The sequence below is a fragment of the Qipengyuania sp. NPDC077410 genome (genome assembly GCF_044543405.1).
GTDB lineage: Bacteria > Pseudomonadota > Alphaproteobacteria > Sphingomonadales > Sphingomonadaceae > Qipengyuania > Qipengyuania pacifica.
This window is the reverse complement of the sequence record NZ_JBITWB010000002.1, coordinates 193,712-211,035: the sequence shown is the minus strand read 5'-3', so window position 1 is coordinate 211,035 and position 17,324 is coordinate 193,712. Positions and strand designations below refer to the sequence as shown.

Sequence of the window (17,324 nt, the reverse complement as noted above, 5' to 3'; positions counted from 1 at the left end):
ATGAACATAATCCAGCTGACATTGATGGCAGGGGGTATCCTCGCCCTACTGGCGATCGGCTATGTTCTGTTCTCCGGCCCTGACGCAGGAAAGGCCAGCCAACGGCGTTTGCAGCAGGTGCGATACCGCCATTCGGACAGCACGGATACAAAGGTCGAATCGCAGCTGAAGAAGGCCATCGCTGCCCGCCGCCCGACGGCCTATAAAGTAGCCGGGTCGGGGTCGCGCATCGAAGCTCTGGCCAACCGCCTTGACCGCACCGGCAAGGGCTGGACGCTTAGCCAATATGCCTACGCCTCGCTTGGCCTGGGATTTGTGGTCGCCCTGCTACTTTTCTTGCGGAGCGGGTCCTTGCCGCTTTCGTTCGGCGTAGGGATACTGGTCGGTGCAGGGCTTCCCCATTTCATCGTCAATCGCGCAATCAAAAAGCGGACCAACAACTTCAACAAGAAGTTCCCCGATGCCATCGAACTGCTGGTTCGCGGTCTGCGCTCGGGCCTGCCCGTCACCGAAACGCTTTCGGTTGTCGCACAGGAAGTGCCCGGTCCGGTAGGTGAAGAATTCAAGGGCATCGTCGAACGGACCAAGATCGGCCGGACGATGGAGGAATCGCTGCAGGCGACCGCCGATCGCCTGGGGATTGCGGAGTTCAATTTCTTCTGCATCACGCTGGCCATTCAGCGCGAAACCGGCGGCAACCTTGCAGAAACGCTTTCCAACCTCTCGGACGTGCTGCGCAAGCGCGCGCAGATGAAGCTGAAGATCAAGGCGATGAGCTCTGAATCCAAGGCGTCTGCCTACATTGTCGGATCGCTGCCCTTCATCGTCTTCGTTCTGATCTACTGGGTGAATCCAACATATATCGGCGGCTTCTTCGAAGACGATCGCCTGATCGTCACCGGATTGGGCGGCCTCGTATGGATGAGCATCGGTGGCTTCATCATGGCCAAGATGGTCAGTTTCGAAATCTGAGTTGAGGAAAGACTAGAGCAATGGACCCCGTGACCGGCCCCACCCTCCTCGGCTTCGACGTCTATGTCGTCGGCTCGATCCTTGTCGGCATAGCTGCCGCAGCAGTCGTCTTTGCGATCTACACCGCGGTGACCATCAAGGATCCGATGGCCAAGCGGGTCAGAGCCCTCGAGGGTCGTCGCGAAGAACTCAAGATGGGCCTCGTCACGTCGAGCGCCAAGAAACGGCAAAGCCTGGTTCGCAAGACGGACACGACCGAGAGAATCAAGGACACGCTGGGCAGCATGAAGGTGCTGCAGCAAAGCCAGATCGAAAGCGTACAGCAGAAGCTGGCCCATGCCGGAATCCGCAACAAGGAACTGGCGATTGTCGTGATCGGCCTGCGTGCCGTTCTTCCCGTTCTGCTGGGCGGTTTTGCCTTTGTCATGCTCTACCTGGTTGAGGTTTATCCCGACTGGCAGATGAAGCGCGTCGCTGCGCTCGGTCTGGCCCTTTTCCTGGGTTACAAGGGCCCCGAAATCTATCTCAGCAACATCGCCAAGAAGCGCGAAGACGCCATTCGCAAAGGCCTGCCTGACGCGCTCGACCTGCTCGTTATCTGCGCGGAAGCCGGACTGACCGTCGATGCGGCGTTCAACCGCGTCGCTCGCGAACTTGGCCGCGCCTATCCCGAACTCGGCGAAGAGTTTACGCTGACCGCGATCGAACTGTCCTTCCTCAACGAACGAAAGAAGGCCTTCGACAACCTTGCCTACCGCGTGAACCTCGACGCGGTGAAGGGTGTGGTCACGACCATGATCCAGACAGAGCGCTATGGTACACCGCTGGCCTCCGCACTGCGCGTCTTGTCGGCAGAGTTCCGCAACGAACGTATGATGCGCGCAGAAGAGAAGGCCGCGCGCCTTCCTGCCATCATGACCGTACCGCTGATCATGTTCATTCTGCCGGTGCTGTTTATCGTCATTCTCGGCCCGGCGGCTTGTTCGATTGCCGACGCCTTCAGCGGCGGCATTGGCTAACCGGTCAACGCGTAAGTGATCTGAAAGCCCTGGTCGACTGCGTTAGTCGGCCAGGCTTTCCGCGTCGAAGTCTCCGGCCTGGTCGCGCACGCGCCCGAGCATATCGAGTAGATCCACTCGTTCTTGCTCGCTCAGCACGGAAAACAGCTCCTCCTCGATCTTCAGGGCCAACGGCATGATGCCGGCGTGCACGGCCCGCCCTTCACTGGTCAGTTCGAGCAGATGCGAGCGGCCATCGCTGGCGTTTGGAGAGCGCTGGGCGAGACCGCGCTGCTCCAGCCGCTTGCACGCTCGATTGACCGGCACCTTGTCCATGAGCGTCTGCTGCGAAAGCTCGCGCTGGGTCAGCGCGCCATGATCACCCAGCACCGCCATGATGCGCCACTCGGTAGTCTTCAGCGCAAACCGTTTGCGATATTGTTCCGCGATGCGCGTCGATACGGCATTCGAAGCGATGGACAATTGATAAGGCAGGAACTCGGCAAGGCGCTGGGCAGGCTGGTGTTTCGACATGCCGACGACCTTGGATTCCCGCGTTGGCCTTGGCAAGGCCGTTACGACTGTGACCGTCTCAAGCGAAACTATTCGTAGCCGGGTTCGTCCCACCACGGGTAGAAGTCGGGCATGTTTTCGCTGACCGTGTCAGGATAGGCGGGCGGGCGCTTTTCGAGGAAGCTGCGGACACCTTCCTTGCTGTCCTCGCTCTTGCCGAGCCGGTAGATCGAGCGGCTGTCGATCCGGTGGGCCATCATGGGATGGTCCGTCGCGGAAAGCCGCCACAGCATTGCCCGCGTCATGGCGACCGACACGGCGGATGTGTTGTCGGCAATCTCGCGCGCCAGGCTCACCGCCGCATCCATCAGTTCGTCCTGGGGATGTACCGATCGGACAAGGCCGCGCTCACGCGCTTCCCCGGCATCGAAGATACGCCCGGTCATGCACCATTCCAGCGCCGTCTGCATGCCCACGAGCCGCGGCAGGAACCAGCTTGAACAGGCTTCCGGCGTGATCCCGCGCCGGGCGAAGACGAAGCCGAAGCGCGCGTTGTCGCTACAAAGTCGCATATCGAAGGGAAGCTGCATTGTCGCGCCCACGCCCACCGCGACACCATTGCAGGCACCGATCAGCGGCTTTTGCGAATTGAACAGGCGAAGGACGAGGCGGCCGCCGCCGTCGCGAACGCGGGTATCCGAAAGATCGTCGACCGGATCGTGACGCGCGAATACATTGCCCGCGCCCTCGTCGGGCGTCAGGTCGGCACCGGCGCAAAATGCACGATCACCCTCGCCCGTCACGATCACGGCGCGCACGCCGTCGTCCGCATCGGTGATGTCGATGGCATCGATCATCTCCTGCATCATGACGCCGGTGAAGGCGTTCATCTTTTCGGGGCGGGAGAGCGTGAGGGTGGCGATACCGTCGGCAGTATCGAGCTTGATCTGGGTGAATTCGGTCATCGATTCGGCGCTCCGTTCGTCGTCGTCACAGAACACATGGACCGCATGTTACACAGTCCAGGCGCACAAAATCCGCCGTTCCCGAAATCGCTGTCGAAGCACGCGAAAGAGGAACGGCGGACCATCATCAGCTGAACCCAATCAGAGATCGGGCGAGTAGGAAAGTCCGATGGCGCGGATCACCGTGGCGCCATCCGGATTGCGCCGTCGAGGCGGACATCTTCACCGTTGAAATAGCCACATTCAATCATGGTCATGGCCAGCCGGGCATATTCGTCGGGATTGCCGAGGCGCTTGGGGAACGGGACGCTGGCCGCCAGCGCTTCCTTCACCTGCACAGGTGCCGCGTTCATCAGCGGGGTGTTGAAGATGCCGGGCAGGATCGTGTTCACACGAATGCCTTCGCTCATCAGGTCGCGTGCGATCGGCAAGGTCATGCCGATGACGCCGCCTTTCGACGCGGAATAAGCGGCCTGACCCATCTGGCCATCTTCGCCTGCAACCGATGCGGTATTCACGATGGCGCCGCGGTCACCGTCTTCCGACAGCGGATCGAGCGTCATCATGCCGGCCGCCGACTTGGCGATGCAACGGAAGGTGCCAACGAGATTCACCTGAATGACGAAATCGAAGGCGGACAGGGGGAAGTGGCTGATCTCGCCACTCTGCTTGTCACGCTTGGCGGTCTTGATCGCATTGCCGATACCGGCGCAATTGACGAGGATGCGTTCCTGGCCATGGGCTTCGCGCGCCTTGGCAAAACCCGCATCGACATCTTCATCGCTGGTGACATTGACCTTGCAGAAGATGCCACCGATGTCCTTGGCAACCGCCTCGCCCTTTTCCTCGTTCATGTCGAAGATGGCGACCTTCGCCCCCTTCGCGGCAATTGCGCGGGCGGTAGCTTCGCCGAGGCCGGAGGCCCCACCGGTGACGACTGCGGGGGTATTGCTACTGACTTCCATGAATATTCCTCTCAATCACTCTATAGGATCCGGCCATGGCCGGTATCATTCTCGCACGGGTTCGAAACTGAATTTCGCTTTCCGGCTTTGGCCGGATTGGCGCGCTTCGTCAAAGCGCCTCGACGATAGTGACATTGGCAACGCCGCCACCTTCACACATCGTCTGCAGGCCATACTTCTTGCCCCGCGCTTTCAGCGCATGAACGAGCGTGGCCATCAATTTCGTGCCCGACGCCCCTAGCGGATGGCCCAGCGCAATCGCACCGCCATTGACGTTGAGCTTGTCCGGATCGGCTCCGGTATGCTTAAGCCAGGCGAGCGGGACAGGGGCGAATGCTTCGTTCACCTCGTAGAGATCGATGTCGCCGATCTTCATACCGGCGCGCTGAAGAGCGCGGTCGGTGGCAAACAGCGGTTCTTCGAGCATGATTACAGGGTCGCCGGCAGTGACTGTAAGGTTGTGAATCCGCGCCATCGGCGTCAGGCCGTAGTCCTTCAGCGCCTGTTCCGACACGACGAGAACCGCGCTGGAGCCGTCGCATATCTGGCTGCTGGTGGCCGCGGTAATCTTACCCTCCGGGCTGAGCAGCTTGACTCCCGCGATGCCATCGAGCGTCGCATCGAAGCGGATGCCCTCATCGACCGTGTGGCATTCCTCGCCCTCGGCCGTATCGATCTCGACACCGACGATTTCCCGGTCGAACGCGCCCGACTTGGTGGCCTCAATCGCTTTCTGGTGACTGGCGAAGGCGAAGCGATCAAGATCGTCCTTCGAAAACCCGTGCTTCTGCGCAATCATCTCGGCACCCATGAACTGGCTCCACTGAATGCCGGGATATTTCTCCTCCAAACCCGGTGACTTGTAGTTACCCAGACCCTCTTTCATGTGGAACATGGCGGTCGAACCCATTGGCACCCGGCTCATGCTTTCGACGCCTGCTGCGATCACGACATCCTGCGTACCGCTCATCACCGCCTGCGCGGCGAACTGGATCGCCTGCTGGCTTGAACCGCACTGGCGATCGATCGTGACCGCAGGAACACCCTCGCCCAGATGCTTTGACGCGAGCACCGCGTTGCGCCCGACCTGCATCGCCTGCTCGCCGCCTTGGCTGACGCATCCCATGACCACATCGTCGATGGCCGTGGCCTCGAGACCGCTGCGCTCCATGATCGCGTCCAGCGATTTCGCGGCGAGATCAACCGGATGCACCCCGGCAAGACGACCCCCACGGCGCCCCCCGGCGGTACGGACGGCTTCGACTATGTAGGCTTGGGGCATTCAACGGGCTCCATTTCGTTTCGATTTGCTACTGGGTTATGTAGCGTTAACGTAAAGGTCAAGTTCGGTTCGGTCTTGCATGTCGAAGGGTGCGATGCGAACCTGTTAACAACATGAAGAAGCTGTTTGAACTGAACCCGCTGATTGATCGCGAGGCCTACGCGGCTAGATTTGCAGCCCATAGCCGCGTTCAAATTCGTAATGTGCTGACGGACGAAACCGCTAGAGAAATCCAAATGATCCTTACTCGGGCCACTCCTTGGGGTATGGCCGTCCAAGCGGGGGAGAAAGGTGGTGCTAAGCCGGAGACCTTTGACAGGAAGTTGATCGTCACGGCAGAAGGCTCGGAACGAGTGAACCGTGCCGCCAACGCAGCCCACTCGGCCTCAGCGCAGGGCGAATACGCGTTTCGCTTTGCCCACTATCCGATTGTAGAGGCAATCAATCAGAAATGGGATCCCGGCGGGGTTCATGAAATGCTTTTAGAACACTTGAACGCTCCGGCATTTCTAGAGCTTGTGCGAAAGGTCACTGGTTTTGACGATCTTGTAAAAGCGGATGGGCAAGCAACGTTATTTGCAGCAAACCATTACCTTGGTCGTCATATCGATAGTCACGTCGCCGAAGGCTGGAAGGTAGCCTACGTCCTCAACCTTACACGCGAGGACTGGCACCCCGACTGGGGCGGATATTTGCTATTTTTAGATGAAGACGGCGATGTGATCGAAGGGTTCCGCCCTCGATTCAACGCTCTGAACCTGTTCGCTGTCCCACAAAGCCACTTAGTCAGTTACGTGCCGCCTTTTGCGCCATTGGGTAGGTTGGCAATCACCGGATGGTTGCGCGACAAGTGACTCCCAAGGAATGGTATCTCGCCGCAGAGGCTGCCGAAAAGGCTGGAAATCTGTACGATGCTACCAAGCTGCTCGATCTAGGTTTGGCAGAACACCCGAGCAGTGCGGATCTGGCAAATAGTGCAGGCTCTCTCGCTCTTCGTAGGAATGAGGCAAGTTCGGCCTCCTCCCATTTCAAAAAAGCCTCTGAACTTCAGCCGGACAACTTAGACTTTAAATTAAATCTCGCGATCTCGTTGACAGAAATACCAAACTACGAGGCTGCATTAGCGCTACTGCATGAGATCGAGCAGCGTGCCAGACATTGGGCGAGATACTGGTCTATAAGAGCTAATGCCGAGCGATCGTCTGGCAGGCTTTCAGCTGCGTCCACTTCATATGAACAATGCTTATCCCTAGACGATGCGCATGTACGCGCCTTGCATGGACGAGCCAGAGTCGCCCTTGAACGTGGCGAACCGCTTGCGTCGCAGTATTTCGATCGTGCTCTAGCCCGCAATCAAGGAGATGCAGATCTTTGGTTGGGAAAGGCGCAAGCTCTGAGCGCCGAAGGTGACTATGCGGGAGCCCGCCACGTAGTTGAGCAAATCGTCTCAGCAGCCCCAGCATTCCTTGAGGGATTACGGTTCTTGGCGCAGTTGCGGCTTGCGGCGGGCGAGTGGGAATTCGCCCAGCATTTCCACATGGCTGCGACTGCTGCGCCTAATGATCAAAACATCCCCAAGATCCATGCATATTTGCTTGCTTCGGCGGATCGGCCTAGCGAGGCCGCCGAAATATCACATGCTGCACGGATGCGGTTTCCGGATCAGCCTGCTTTTGCGCTTGCCGAAGCCAGCTATGCCAGCGCAGCTGGCCAGACCCTCCGCGCAGAAGGGATTTTTGCCGAATTGCAATTGGATACCGTGGACCGGTTTGTGCAGGAGTGCCGTCATCGGCTCCGCCAACGCGATTTCGACAAGGCTAACCTTCTTGCGTCACAGGCTTTGACGCACGCACCCGATGATGTTTCAGCGTGGGCTTTGCAAGGGCTGGTATGGCGCCTCGTTGGAGATGAACGCGCTTATTGGATGCATGAGCAACCGGCTTTGGTTCAAACACGTGCACTGGAAGGCCGATCGACTTTGCTGGAACGCATAAGTGAGGCCCTAAACGCCCTGCATGATCGGTCGAGTTTCCCGCTTGCTCAGTCACTGCGTGGCGGCACGCAGACCCCTCACATTCTATTTGCGCGATGCGAACCGGTTTTTGCCGAGCTGCATGATGCCATCGTCCACACTCTGCGTTCCTACCGTAGCGCACTTCCGCCGAGCGACGAGACACACCCCCTACTTAGCTATCGCGACAAACCATGGCGATTGGGAGGATCTTGGTCTGTCCGCCTTAATGGGGGCGGGGATCACCATGCCTCACACATCCATCCTCAGGGAATTATTTCCTCCGCGCTTTATATTCAGTTACCCGAGGCATCCTCGCGTAATAACAAGGAGGCTTGTCTGGAAATCGGACGACCTCCACCTGACCTGAACCTCGAACTTGGTCCATTAACTACTATCGCCCCAGAAGTCGGCGAGCTCGCGCTGTTTCCCTCAACGCTGTATCACGGCACTACTCCGTTTTCAGAAGGTAGTCGCATGTCGGTAGCTTTCGACATCATCTCTAGTCGACAACAGCGCGATGATTGAAGGTCGAAACAAGGCTCGTGCGTGGGCGGAATTCTGGGCCCGCCAAAGCGGAAGTGATGGTGGGTGCCTTCCCCAGCAAATGAAAAACATCGAAGAAGCCCAGCGAGCCGCGTGGCACAATTTTTCTTCCCGCTTGCCCGAAAACGCAAAGGTCCTCGACCTCGCGACCGGAAACGGGCGAGTACTAGCTTGGCTGCTGAACTTTAAGAACAATATCAATGCGGTAGGTATTGATCTATCTCCTCACCTACCACCTTCTCCGAACGGAACTGAAATCCACTGTGGTGTCGCGATGGAGCGCCTTCCATTTGCAGATGATAGCTTTGACGTTGTTACGAGTCAGTTCGGCTTTGAATATGGAGACTGCAAACTGACGGCCCGGGAAATCAACCGGGTACTAACGACAGGCGGGCGAGCAGGACTTATGCTTCACCGCGGGGACGGGCCAATCCTTCAACATAATGTCCATAGGCGCGCACAAATCGCCTGGGTCATTAATGAAACTGGATTGCTCGAGCGAGTGCGGGCAGCCGCAAACGAAGGCCCGACGGCTTTACGCGAGGTCACAGAGCTGGCGGCCGCGCGCGCGCGCTATGGCGAACGCCGATGGGGCCATGGTTCCGCTGCGTGGGAAATACCGGAAGCTATCAGGCTGACACTCATGCTGGGGAGTAATGGACCCCGTGAGAAATTGCATGAGACGCTGGACGCCATTGAAAGGCAAGCGCGCAGCGAGGTGGAGCGGATCGACTGTCTAGCAGAAGCGTGCAGCGCAGCCGACGATCGTGATGCTTTGCGACATATCTTTACGTCGGCAGGTTTGGCTGTTGTTGAAACGATAGACGTCGCTGAAAATTCGGGACGTCGCTTCGCTAGCCTGATCGTTCTTGAAACGCGGTAAACTACTGATCAAAGCCAATGCCCGGCTGAGAGGAGAGCAAATGAAAAGGGCGGCGGACTAAAGTCCGCCGCCCTCTTTTTGTCGTCTATTCGACGCTCTTTAGAACTTGAAGTTCGCAGAAACGAAGAAGTCGCGGCCGAGCACGTCAAAGACGCCAGGGTAGGTGTTTGCCTGTTCTTGGTTATCACCAAGCAACGTACCGTTGTTGGTCGAAGTTACGACGCCGTCAGGACCGAAAGTCGGGGTCTGCGGCAACGTGTCAAAGATGTTGTTCACGCCGAAGGTGAACGTCATCTTTTCCGACGCCATAAACGAGAACGTAAGATCAAGCAGATCGTATGCCGGGATACGTTCGACACCGTTGAAAGCGGCATAATCGATCGAGTCATCGTCATCGTTGACAGCCGAGAGGTGGCGCCAGCGAACCGAAGTCGTGATCGGACCGTCGATCAGCGATGCGCGAGCCGTCCATTTGAAGGTCGATGTCGGCTGACCACACGTCGCACCAAACAAACCTGCACAATCGAGCCGATCAGCTCCCGGGAATTCAACGACCGAAGATTCTTCAGTCCACGTTCCGAGGAACGAGATGTTGAAGTCCTGTTCACCCGTGTCGGTTGCCAAGGAGAACGGCAGCGTGGTGGTGTAGGTAGCTTGAAGGTCGACACCCGACACATTGAACGTCGCGATATTCTGACCACCCAGCGCAGGCGGGGCATCGACGTCAATCTGCCCTGCACCATTCCTGATTCCGCCAATGAACGGAGCACAGATCGGATCAGCGAGATCCTGAACCTGGTTAAAGCAGAGATCAAACGTACGTGCCAACGTGATCGTCGAAATCGCATCTTCGATTTCGATATTGAAGTAGTCGGCGGTCAGCGTGAAGCCCGGAACGAACGACGGTTGGAACACGACGCCCGCAGTCCAGCTTGTCGACGTTTCTTCCTGCAGGTTCGGATTACCACCGAACGTCGCAGGAATCTGCGTGTTTGGCTGGATGAGAGTTCCCCCACCGACAGTGCCGGCCGGTACGCCCGTAGCTTCACACAGCGCTACGATGGTCGGGTTCGTTGCATTTGCCGCAACCGAGCAAGGATCGGTTGCGCCAGGGAAGCCCAACGCCTGCCCGCCAAAAAGCTCGCCCACGTTAGGTGCACGGACTGCGCGCTGGTACTGACCACGAAGACCGATGTCGGGGATCGGGAAGAATTCCACGCCCCCAGCATAAGTCCAAACACCGCCGACTGCGTCGAGCGAATAGTCGGAATAGCGACCTGCACCCGACAGTTCGAGACGTGCCGTACCGAACTGGATCGGGACGTTAACTTCAGCGAACAGTTCCTTGACGTCATACTCGCCTTCAGTTGCCTGACCCGCGTTGAAGCCGATCACATCGCCGGATGAAAGCGCCGTATCCGGAATGAACTGCGAAGCGACCTTGCGATATTCACCGCCGACCGCGAAGCCAATCGGATCCGAATCCGCTCCGAGAGCGAAGTCGCCGAAGGTCCCGGAAATGACAGCGTTAGCAACCTGCTGACTCGAAACATCACCGTTTTGTGCGAGGATCGAAATCTGATCCACCATCGCAGGCGTCAGAGTGTTCGGACCAAAGATGTTAATCGGCGCTGCCGAGCCATCAAGGCCTGCCTGGAATGCAGAGCGCGAGATGTTACCAGCCTGTACGTTTGCATTCCGCGTGCGCGAATACATGTAATACGCGTCGTAGCTCAGGTAATCATTGATCGGGCCACGCATGCCGGCGAGCAAACGAAAAGCGTTGCGCTCATCAAGCGAGTTGCGCGAACCCGTTTCGACGACGCGCCGATTGATGTTCGCACGTACTACGCCCGGGTCGTCAGCCTCTCCGGCAGCCAAATTCCGGGCAGTTTCTTCAGCATCGATCGCCTGGAACGTGGCAAGCGCTTCTGCATCCAAAAACGCAGACACCGAGTCAATGTCGATGTTGAATGCGCCGGTAACCGGCGTTGCAGCAAGTTCGGTCGCCACGCGATTGTTGACGTAGGCAACTTCGGTATAAGCCGTATGGCCGCCCCCGATGTCGTAATCAGCGTAGCCGCCGATCAGATAACGTTCTTGGGGAAGCTGGAGATAGTTAGCCGGGGCGTAGTTGAACGAACCCGTACCCGGACGGAACGAACCCGGATCGTCGAAGAAGACCGCGTTCGTAGCCTGGTTGAAATCGCCAATTCCGTTATCGGTAGGTTCTACAGCAGGGGTGCTCGGATTGTCCCGACGGAAGCGCGGACCAAGGCCGCTGGCACCACCCACGTATGTGATCGTACCATTCGGCGTCGTAGCCGAACCGAACTGCTGTTGCGGTTCGCCAAACGATTCACCGCCAAGAGCGAAGTTGGAGAAACCGCGCTGCCCCTGGAAAATAGAATCGCGATTGTAATATTCAGCAAAGACCGTGGCATGACCGCGACCTTCGTCGAAGCTCGTACCGATCGCACCATGGATTTCATAACGTGCGCCATCGCCACGCTCGGTGATCGAATACTGACCACCGACTTCGACGCCTTCGACCTGCTTGAGGCGGAAGTTCACAACACCGGCCAGAGCGTCCGAACCATAAACAGCCGAAGCACCGCCGGTTACGACATCAACCGAATCAAGCAAGAACGATGGGATGGTATTAAGATCGACAACCTGCGCCGTATCGTAAGACAACCACCGGCGACCGTTGACAAGGACCAGAGTCCGAGCAGCACCAAGACCACGAAGGTTCAAGGTAGCCGTTCCGTTACCTGGATTGTTCGAGAAGGATGTCGTTCCTGGAACAACCTGCGGCAATTGGTTGATGACGTTTTCAACGTTGACGGTGCCCGACAACTGGAATTCTTCGTCCTGAACAACTGCGACCGGCGCAGCCGTTTCAACGTTACGACGAGCAATGCGCGAGCCGGTTACGATGATAGGCGCAGCTTCTTCAACCTGCGCGGCCGGCTGCGTTGCCGGTTCATTCTCCTGATCGTCAACCTGAGCATATGCTGGCGCAGCAATCATGGCACCCGCCATGACGGTGCCGGTCAACAGCGAAGCTTTTGATAAGCGATAAGCCATTTGTAACCCCTCAATTACGAGCGCCGCCTGATGGCGCCCTTCCATAAACTGGATTCAGACCAATGTCCGAATGGTGCGATCTACGCAATGGGGCAGTAACTGAGCAATCAGATGTTGGTGCTTTACGTAACGGAGTTTTCTCGGTGTGACATTCTAGTTACAGAGCGCGCCACTTTGCGCACACGTTAAAATCGCATAGAGAACAAGGATCATACAGGAGGTCGGACTCATATGCCCCTAATCATAAAGAAGAACAGAGACAATTTGCGGCTACGAGTGTTGAGATGCAGAATTGCGATCGTTTGTGGATTCACGGTTCTTGTTCCCTCCATGTCAGTTGCGCAGGATCAGAAAGATCAACAAGCGCTTGATCGACTTGCGGGCCTAGAGCGCTGCCGTGAGCTTTCGGATTCGACGAGCCGGCTCGCATGCTTTGACCAGGAGTCAGCAAGGCTCGTTGAAGCAACCAGTACAGGCGAGTTCCAAATCGTCGACCGCCAAGAAGTGCAGAAGACTAGCCGCGGCCTGTTTGGTTTTTCCCTTCCAAAGTTGGGCATTTTCGCCGGCACATCGGGCGACGATCTCGAAAAATCCATGCAGACGGAAATTACCTCGCTTCGCCGGATCGATGCCGATAGCTGGATAATGACGATTGCTGAGGGGAGTGTATGGCGCATTTCCGATGCCCATCGCGGTTTCAAACCCCGCGTTGGGGCTCCAGTTGAGCTGGAACGCGCGGCGATGGGCTCGTACTGGGTCAGAGTCGATGGCCAGATTGGGGTTAAAGGTCGAAGAATCGAATAGGCCTCAAGACGACCCTTGCATTGAACGATACTGGCTTATGCGCCGGCCGGTTGCCTGAAATTCTTAACGTTGCCCAAAAAAATGATAAATATCGCTGAAATCGAGCATAATCCGGATTGGGTGCCCCACGGACTAAATCTAAATACTAAGACAGTCGAATTTTTACGAATTCCGTCTGCACAACTCGCTCTTCCGGGTTTTCTTGCCGAATTCAATCCGGAACACATCGAGGACAGAACTTTCATCGCCTTCGACGATGTTTTGTCGATGGCACCTCCTCGGGGCTCGCTCCATTTCATTTTTCATACGGCCTTCTGTCGCTCCACTCTATTAACCCGTGCACTCAACATACCATCTGTGTCAGACGGATTAAACGAGCCTGGGATATTCGCCGCGCTGACAAACGCCGGCGAGGACGCCGGTCCACTTATTAGGCCGATACTCAGGCTGTTAGCGAGGCCACGAGGGAGCCAGCACGTAGTTTTTGTTAAGCCGACCAACCACTCTAACCGACTGATACCGACACTGCTGAAAGCAGCGCCAAATGCCAAAGCTATTTTGATAACGAATGATGTCCCATATTTTCTCGAAAGCGTGCAACGACGAGGTTTACTCGGCCGCAACTGGGTTCGAAAACTCTATCTCGAATTGCAAGCCTACGCCGGGATTGATTTCCAGATGGATGCACGTGAAACATATCTATTGACCGACATGCAATCCGGGGCCCTAGCCTGGTTGTTAAATCAAAATTTCTTTCATCTTGTCGCATCCAGCGCGTTAGGTAATCGGATACGGGTTGTCGATGGCGAATGGTTCAATAAACATCGAGCTGAAACCCTAGAGGCAATCCTTGAATTTGTGGGCATCGCATTGTCTCAAGAGGATGCATTGCAAGCCGCCAACGGGCCCGCCTTTGCAACCCACTCGAAACTCGGCGGAGAGTACGCCGACAAAAGTTTGAGCGTAACTCGCGAAAAGGGGCCAACTCAAAGCGAGGAAATACAGCAGGTACAGCGCTGGTTAAAGGAAATTGAAGCGCAGTTACCGATCATTGCTCCTGTTAGGCAAAGCCTCGCCTGAACCAAGGTTTGTTGATGACCATTCTGCACCTGAAATTGCTGGCATGGCATTGTGACATATTTGATACGCGAATGAGATAACAGCAGCGACAGCAATAATTTTACCTCTGCAACTCTTGCCCAAAGCGTCGGTCCTTGCTTCAACTCTGCTGTGGGCCGGTTTCCCCGGTTCAAGTAGGGGACTAAATCAGATGAAAAAGACCTTCTCCGCTATGAGCGGACGGGCCGCACTTTTTACAAGCGTCGGCCTTGCTTCGATCGCTTGTTCTACTCCTGTAATTGCACAGGATACGGAGGCGAGTACCGAAAGTAACGCTCCTGCGAGCGTGGATACCAGCACGCCTGAAGCGGGTGCTATCGTCGTCACGGGATCGCGTATTCGCCGCGATGAATTCACCACGGCAGAACCGATCACCGTCATCACTGCAGAAGAAGTGACGCAGTCAGGTTTCAACAGCATTACCGACGCATTGCAAAGTAACGCTGTTACTCAGGGCGCTGGCCAGATTAATAACTTTTATGGCGGCTTCGTTACCGACGGCGGTACCGGCGCCAACACGCTAGGCCTCCGTGGGCTTGGCCCGGCACGCACGTTGATTCTGCTCAACGGTCGTCGCCTGGCGCCCGGTGGTACGCGCGGCTCGGTCGTTTCGGCTGACCTAAACGTTCTGCCAACCGCCATAATTGATCGCATCGAAGTTCTGAAGGCTGGCGCATCCTCTGTTTATGGGTCGGACGCAGTTGCTGGGGTGGTCAACATCCTCACTGATCAGTCTCTCTCCGGCCTCAATCTCGATATGCAGGTCAACGTGCCGGAAGTCGGTGCCGGGATCGATCGCCGCATTGCTGCATCATTCGGCGTACAAGCCGATCGTCTCAATCTCGTGGGATCTTTGGAATATCGTAAACGCGACCAGCTTTCGCGTAACGATGTTCGGTTCTTTGACTGCCCGGTTGGTGGTTTTCTTACTGGCGAAGGCACAGCGTTTGGATCGGGCGACACGCCTGGTTTCGACGGTTCGACCTGTTTCACGCTGGATAATGGCGGCGTGACAATTAATACTCTTGGTGCCCCAACCCGCCAGGCTATCAGCCGTACCGACGGTACGATTGGCAGATTTAATCGATTTGTCCCCGCTCCTGGGGTGACGACTGGTCCGTTCCCCGGATTTCTCGGTGTCGACTTCTACAGTCGAGATACGCTTGATCGGGAACAGGAGAATGAGCCACTAATTACAGAAGCCGAGATTTACACGGGCTACCTGTCTGGTGGGTACGAATTGGATGCCCTCGGCAATGCCGAACTCTATGGCGAAGTTCTTGCGACCCGCCGTAAGTCGACTTCGCCTCTCTATCGTCAACTCTCGCTAGATTATGCGCAGGGCAGCCCACTTCTTCCGTTGAGCCTTCGTGACGGTGCGTTTCTGGCACCGAATGAAGTTTCCAACGGCCAAATCATTGCTGCCCGCGCGTTTATCGGGTTTGGTTTGACCGATTCCAGCCAGACCGTCGATTATGTTCGCGTCGGCGGTGGCCTTCGCGGCGATCTCCCGCTTTCCGGCTGGCGTTACGATGCGTATGTCGGCAAATCTTGGAACGATGCAGAATATAATCAGCAGTCATTCTTGACAGATCGCCTCGCAAATTCCTTGAACGCTGTTCAGAACGCGGACGGCTCTTTCAGCTGTGCAAGCCAAGCGTCTAACGCAAACTGCGTGGCGGCTCCCTTCCTGACTGCCGACGTCATCGGGGGTAACTTGCCCCAAGATTTCCGCGATTACATTTTGGCCGACATTCGTGGGACGACGGAATTCCGTGAAACAACCTACGCATTGAACATAGATGGCCCGATTTTCGCCATGCCCGGCGGTGATGTGCAAGTCGCCTTGGGTGCCGAATACCGAGAACAGTCGATCAACGATCAGCCCGATCCTAATGCAACGAACGGCAACCTTTTCGGTCTTACTGCCGGAACGCCCACGGTGGGATCTGACAATGTGAAGGAAGTGTTTGGCGAATTGTTTGTGCCTATCCTGGCAGACACACCTGGGTTCTATCGTCTGAACTTTAATGGCTCAGTCCGCTACACCGACTATGCTTCCTATGGCTCGGACGTCACTTATAAGCTCGGTGCGGAGTGGGAGCCCATTCGTGGCTTTGCATTGCGCGGGAGCTACGGCACGTCGTATCGTGCGCCAGCGCTCGCAGAGCAGTTCCTAGGTGCAACCAGTGGCTTCTTGTCCTCGACGGCAGATCCCTGTGACGATCTTCCTGGATCAGTCGACCAGTCTCCTACCCAGCAGATTATTGCAGCTAACTGTGCGGCGATCGGCCTTCCTGCCGACTTCCAGCAAACAAGCGGCGTATCGGTTTTCCGCGTCGGAGGAGCCGATGCTGGATTGGAAGCAGAAACATCGACTAACTGGTCTGTCGGTGGTGTGATCAACCCTCCTCTACCAACCTCGGTGGGTACGCTCTCGCTGTCGCTCGACTACTTTGACATCAAAGTCGAGAACGGCGTTCAGGATCTAGCAGGCGGTACAATTCTGACCCGCTGCTATTCGGATCCAAACTTCGATCCGAACGCCGGCTTCTGTCGTTTTGTTGAACGTGACCAAAACAACGCCTTGTCGGTCACGAGTTCGTTTGTGAACTTGTCGGAAGACATCGTGAAGGGCTATGAATTTAACGGACGTTACTCGCGCGATATGCTTGGCGGCCGGTTGGTTCTAAACGCGAACGTCACGAAGTACACTGAGCAGTCTACGCGCCTGTTCCCAGAGGAGTTTCTGACCGACGCCAATGGCATCGTGACCGCTCCTGACTGGGTGGGCAACTTCGACGCGACGATGGCATTCGACCGGTTTACTATCCGATACGGTGTTGACTGGACCGATGGCGATAACAACAGAACGTATGAATACTTCGCCTTCGACGAGCAAACTGGGATCACTGATCCCGACCTTGTGCAAGCATATCGCGATGCGTATCTACTCGAAGTGGACGATTATTTCCTCCATAATGCTTCCGTACAGTTCAACGTTGCAGATCGTTTCGAACTCACCGTTGGTGTCCGTAATATCTTTGATACGGCCCCACCGCGCATCACCGCCATCGGCTTTAGCACAGTTGGCAATGCGCCGCTTTATTCCGGCTACGATTACCGTGGTCGTACTTTCTTTGCGGCAGCAAATTTTGATTTCTGAGCGCAGCTAA

General features: G+C 56.6%; 13 protein-coding genes. 8 read left to right on the top strand and 5 right to left on the bottom strand.

The features are described from left to right. Positions 1-972, top strand: a complete 972-nt coding sequence (locus tag ACIGGE_RS08965) for a type II secretion system F family protein (protein ID WP_397490094.1) — start codon at positions 1-3, stop codon at positions 970-972. A 20-nt stretch (positions 973-992) separates the two neighbouring features. Continuing rightward, complete coding sequence (locus tag ACIGGE_RS08960) at positions 993-1,991, top strand: type II secretion system F family protein (protein ID WP_397490093.1); 999 nt, start codon at positions 993-995, stop codon at positions 1,989-1,991. A gap of 42 nt (positions 1,992-2,033) precedes the next feature. Here ACIGGE_RS08960 and ACIGGE_RS08955 read toward each other — a convergent pair whose 3' ends face one another. The 4 genes from ACIGGE_RS08955 to ACIGGE_RS08940 all read right to left on the bottom strand — a co-directional run bounded on the left by ACIGGE_RS08955 (position 2,034) and on the right by ACIGGE_RS08940 (position 5,695). After that, positions 2,034-2,504: a MarR family winged helix-turn-helix transcriptional regulator gene (locus ACIGGE_RS08955; protein WP_103022542.1), complete on the bottom strand. Its 471-nt coding sequence runs from the start codon at positions 2,502-2,504 to the stop codon at positions 2,034-2,036. Between the two features lie 68 nt (positions 2,505-2,572). Then, positions 2,573-3,448 carry a crotonase/enoyl-CoA hydratase family protein gene (locus tag ACIGGE_RS08950; protein ID WP_397490092.1) on the bottom strand — a complete coding sequence of 292 codons (876 nt, stop codon included), beginning with the start codon at positions 3,446-3,448 and terminating at the stop codon, positions 2,573-2,575. Positions 3,449-3,627: 179 nt separating this feature from the next. After that, complete coding sequence (locus ACIGGE_RS08945) at positions 3,628-4,413, bottom strand: SDR family NAD(P)-dependent oxidoreductase (RefSeq protein ID WP_397490090.1); 786 nt, start codon at positions 4,411-4,413, stop codon at positions 3,628-3,630. A gap of 109 nt (positions 4,414-4,522) precedes the next feature. Beyond that, a complete protein-coding gene (locus ACIGGE_RS08940) occupies positions 4,523-5,695 on the bottom strand; it encodes an acetyl-CoA C-acetyltransferase (RefSeq protein ID WP_221597868.1) in 1,173 nt (390 codons plus the stop codon). Positions 5,696-5,808: 113 nt separating this feature from the next. Here ACIGGE_RS08940 and ACIGGE_RS08935 point away from each other — a divergent pair, with 113 nt between their 5' ends. The 3 genes from ACIGGE_RS08935 to ACIGGE_RS08925 all read left to right on the top strand — a co-directional run bounded on the left by ACIGGE_RS08935 (position 5,809) and on the right by ACIGGE_RS08925 (position 9,135). Continuing rightward, positions 5,809-6,549 (top strand): 2OG-Fe(II) oxygenase, encoded by a 741-nt coding sequence (locus ACIGGE_RS08935; protein ID WP_397490089.1) that lies wholly within the window; start codon positions 5,809-5,811, stop codon positions 6,547-6,549. Beyond that, on the top strand, positions 6,546-8,234 hold the full coding sequence (locus ACIGGE_RS08930) for a tetratricopeptide repeat protein (RefSeq protein ID WP_397490088.1): 1,689 nt from the start codon (positions 6,546-6,548) through the stop codon (positions 8,232-8,234). The genes ACIGGE_RS08935 and ACIGGE_RS08930 overlap by 4 nt, the downstream gene beginning before the upstream one ends. A gap of 79 nt (positions 8,235-8,313) precedes the next feature. After that, positions 8,314-9,135: a class I SAM-dependent methyltransferase gene (locus ACIGGE_RS08925; RefSeq protein ID WP_397490087.1), complete on the top strand. Its 822-nt coding sequence runs from the start codon at positions 8,314-8,316 to the stop codon at positions 9,133-9,135. A 99-nt stretch (positions 9,136-9,234) separates the two neighbouring features. On the opposite strand, the gene ACIGGE_RS08920 is transcribed toward ACIGGE_RS08925, so the two are convergent. Beyond that, on the bottom strand, positions 9,235-12,225 hold the full coding sequence (locus ACIGGE_RS08920) for a TonB-dependent receptor domain-containing protein (RefSeq protein ID WP_397490086.1): 2,991 nt from the start codon (positions 12,223-12,225) through the stop codon (positions 9,235-9,237). A gap of 330 nt (positions 12,226-12,555) precedes the next feature. Between ACIGGE_RS08920 and ACIGGE_RS08915 the strand changes: the two genes are divergently transcribed. The 3 genes from ACIGGE_RS08915 to ACIGGE_RS08905 all read left to right on the top strand — a co-directional run bounded on the left by ACIGGE_RS08915 (position 12,556) and on the right by ACIGGE_RS08905 (position 17,314). After that, complete coding sequence (locus tag ACIGGE_RS08915; protein WP_397490085.1) at positions 12,556-13,029, top strand: hypothetical protein; 474 nt, start codon at positions 12,556-12,558, stop codon at positions 13,027-13,029. An 81-nt stretch (positions 13,030-13,110) separates the two neighbouring features. Next, the gene (locus ACIGGE_RS08910) at positions 13,111-14,109 is read left to right on the top strand and encodes a hypothetical protein (protein WP_397490084.1); all 999 of its coding nucleotides are present in this window, start codon (positions 13,111-13,113) and stop codon (positions 14,107-14,109) included. 190 nt (positions 14,110-14,299) lie between these two features. Beyond that, positions 14,300-17,314, top strand: a complete 3,015-nt coding sequence (locus ACIGGE_RS08905) for a TonB-dependent receptor domain-containing protein (RefSeq protein WP_397490083.1) — start codon at positions 14,300-14,302, stop codon at positions 17,312-17,314. The last annotated feature ends 10 nt before the right edge of the window (positions 17,315-17,324 follow it).